Here is a 2,820-nt window from a genome sequence, read left to right as displayed (position 1 = left end):
AAGCAAAGATTTTGCTTTTGTTGTGGTATAATTTGTGAAAATGAAAACCCCCTGCGGGAGAAGGGGAGCAGAAGTCCCTCTCCCTTGGGAGAGGGATATAGGGAGAGGGCATTTCCTGTTGCACAACTCATTTAGACTAGCTATATGATCGAATCATGTTGAGGAGTGAGCGATGAAAATTAAGTCTATCTTACTAAGAAGTTTTTATGGATTCTTGTTATTCGGGTTCAGTTTCTTGCCTGGGTCAGTAAGACCTGCTCATAGTGCCGAGAAGATGTATTTGACCTATGGGCCGTTAGAGTTTGCCATGTCGGTTGATGCTCTGGATACGTTTGCGAAAACGGGGGAAATTACTCCCGATTTTCAGTTTTATGCCCAATTTATGGAGCCGGAAGAGCTGAATGAGTTGCAACAGTTACTGCAACAAAGGTTTAATTTAAGTGCGGTGGCTGTTTCTCAGATGACTTATACCGCGATCGGAGAAGCGGTATTGAAACGGTTAGGATATTTGGTGCAAACCCAGAAGCGGCAAAATGGGTTTTATGCTCTTAGATCTGCATTGATTTTAGCGGCTGACGATCCAGAGGGATTAACGTTGGTCAATATTATGCGCTATTTTCCCAGTCAAGGGATTCGGATTAATACGAGCGTGATTTTTGAATTGCAGAATATTTTAGCAACGTTTTTTCAGTACCGAAATTCTGCGGTCAAAACGATTACTGAACAAGCGAATGCTGAGGCGATCGCCAATCCCCTCCCCCATTCCCTACCGGATATCCTGCAACCTGGCCCCTTCAGAGTTCGAGAACAGAATTTAATCATCAAAACCCGTCAGCTTACAGAGTCGGATATTGACCTCTATTTACCGGAAAATCAAGAACAACCGGTTCCTTTGATTGTGATTTCCCATGGATTTGGATCGACTCGGAGTAACTTTGTTTACCTAGCGAACTATCTGGCTTCCTATGGGTTTGCTGTGGCGATTCCCGAACATATTGGCTCTAACTTAGTTTATCGCCAAGCCCTGTTAGGCGGTTGGTTAAATACCGAAATTTATCCCGATGAATTTGTGAATCGTCCCTATGATATCAAAAAAATGTTAGATGAATTGGAAACCTTACAAGCACAAGGAGTTTCTTGGGCCCAGGAAATTAATGTGCAAAATGTGGGTGTTTTAGGACATTCCTTGGGGGCAACGACGGCTTTATCCTTGGCTGGAGCTGAGTTGAATCGAGAACGCTTGAGCCAAGCATGTACCCTGGATAATCCGATGTTAAATGTGTCCATTTTCTTGCAATGTCGTGCCAATAGCATAGATCTGGATCGACCCAAGTTACACGATCCTCGCGTTCAAGCGGCGATCGCCGTTTATCCTCTCAGTAGTGTCATTTTTGGCCCAGAACAAATTGGCAACATTGAGATTCCGACTCTGCTCATGGCCAGTAGTCATGATATCGTGACCCCGGTGGTCACTGAACAAATTTATCCCTTTTTATGGCTCCAACATCCAGAAAAATATCTAGCCTTAATGGTTCCTGGTAGCCATTTTTCGGTCAGCGCTCCAACGGAAAATAATAATCCCTTTACTCCAGAATCGGCCCAAGAAAAGCCGAGAGATAATACTCTCGGCATTAATGCCATGAAAAGTTTAAGTTTAGCCTTCTTTCAGGGCTATTTACATGAAGATGAGTCCTATCTTCCCTACCTCAGTGCCAGTTATGCCCAAACCCTGAATGGAGAAACCCTACAACTAAATTTAATTCGCTCTTTAGAGGTCGAACAATTAGAGCAAACCTATGGACAAGAATTACCCATTCCCGTGGTTAAACCAATCAGTTCAGAGTAATGAGTAATGAGTAATGAGTAGGGGCGGGTTATACCCAAATCTTGTAGACTGACAACTATTTTTGTATTCATGTCCGCTTGCGGAAACCCGCACGAACCCACCATGTCTCTACAGTACACAGAAAGTAGCAACCATTTAAGGATTTGATATAAATATTGACAAGAAATTGTTATGGAGAGTATAATAGTAAGTCTGTGTAAAAATAAAAAATAGAGGAAATTTCGATGTCACGATACCGAGGCCCGCGCTTACGGGTAACCCGGCGCTTGGGGGACTTACCTGGTTTGACTCGTAAATCTTCTCGACGGGCATACCCCCCTGGTCAACATGGTCAGGCTCGGAAGAAGAAGTCAGAGTATGCTATCCGTCTAGAGGAGAAACAAAAGCTGCGCTATAACTATGGTCTGAGCGAGAAGCAGCTTCTACGCTATGTGAAAAAAGCCCGTCGGATCACGGGTTCTACGGGGCAAGTGCTGCTGCAACTGCTAGAAATGCGCTTAGATAATACCGTATTTCGCCTGGGCATGGCTCCCACAATTCCCGCAGCTCGCCAGTTGGTCAACCATGGTCATGTAACGGTGAATGGTCGTCCGGTGAGCATTGCCAGTTATCAGTGTAAACCAGGTGAGGAAATTGCGGTCAGAGATCGCGATCGCTCCCGTAAACTGGTAGAAGCCAATCTGCAATATCCGGGTTTAGCCAACATTCCCAGCCATTTAGAATTTGACAAGGCCAAAATGACCGCTAAAGTCAATGGCATAATTCAACGGGAATGGGTTGCTCTACAAATCAATGAGCTACTGGTGGTGGAATACTACTCCCGTCTGGTATAAGCCAATCTGCCAGAGCAAAAGCAATCGGTTTAGGGGCGGAGAATTCTTCGCCCTTTTCAATACTGATACAGCACTTGGCGCTGTTGTGGTGTACAGTCTTAAAGGCTCAAAGCCATGTACCACAACCCTATTCCCTATTCC

At 44.7% G+C, this 2,820-nt stretch carries 2 protein-coding genes; both read left to right on the top strand.

Annotation, left to right across the window (positions count from 1 at the left end):
- Positions 1-274: 274 nt before the first annotated feature.
- Entirely contained in the window at positions 275-1,846 is a 1,572-nt protein-coding gene (locus tag PMG25_RS09140; RefSeq protein ID WP_283766590.1) for an alpha/beta hydrolase, read from the top strand.
- Positions 1,847-2,070: 224 nt separating this feature from the next.
- On the top strand, positions 2,071-2,679 hold the full coding sequence (gene rpsD / locus PMG25_RS09135; protein ID WP_283766589.1) for a 30S ribosomal protein S4: 609 nt from the start codon (positions 2,071-2,073) through the stop codon (positions 2,677-2,679).
- Positions 2,680-2,820 lie beyond the last annotated feature (141 nt).

The organism is Roseofilum capinflatum BLCC-M114 (genome assembly GCF_030068505.1).
In the GTDB taxonomy this organism is placed as follows: domain Bacteria; phylum Cyanobacteriota; class Cyanobacteriia; order Cyanobacteriales; family Desertifilaceae; genus Roseofilum; species Roseofilum capinflatum.
This window is presented reverse-complemented; position numbering and strand designations above follow the sequence as displayed.

Coding starts and splice junctions, on each gene's coding strand:
- PMG25_RS09140 (WP_283766590.1), top strand. CDS start 275: ATGTATTTGACCTATGGGCCGTTAGAGTTTGCCATGTCGGTTGATGCT.
- rpsD (WP_283766589.1), top strand. CDS start 2,071: ATGTCACGATACCGAGGCCCGCGCTTACGGGTAACCCGGCGCTTGGGG.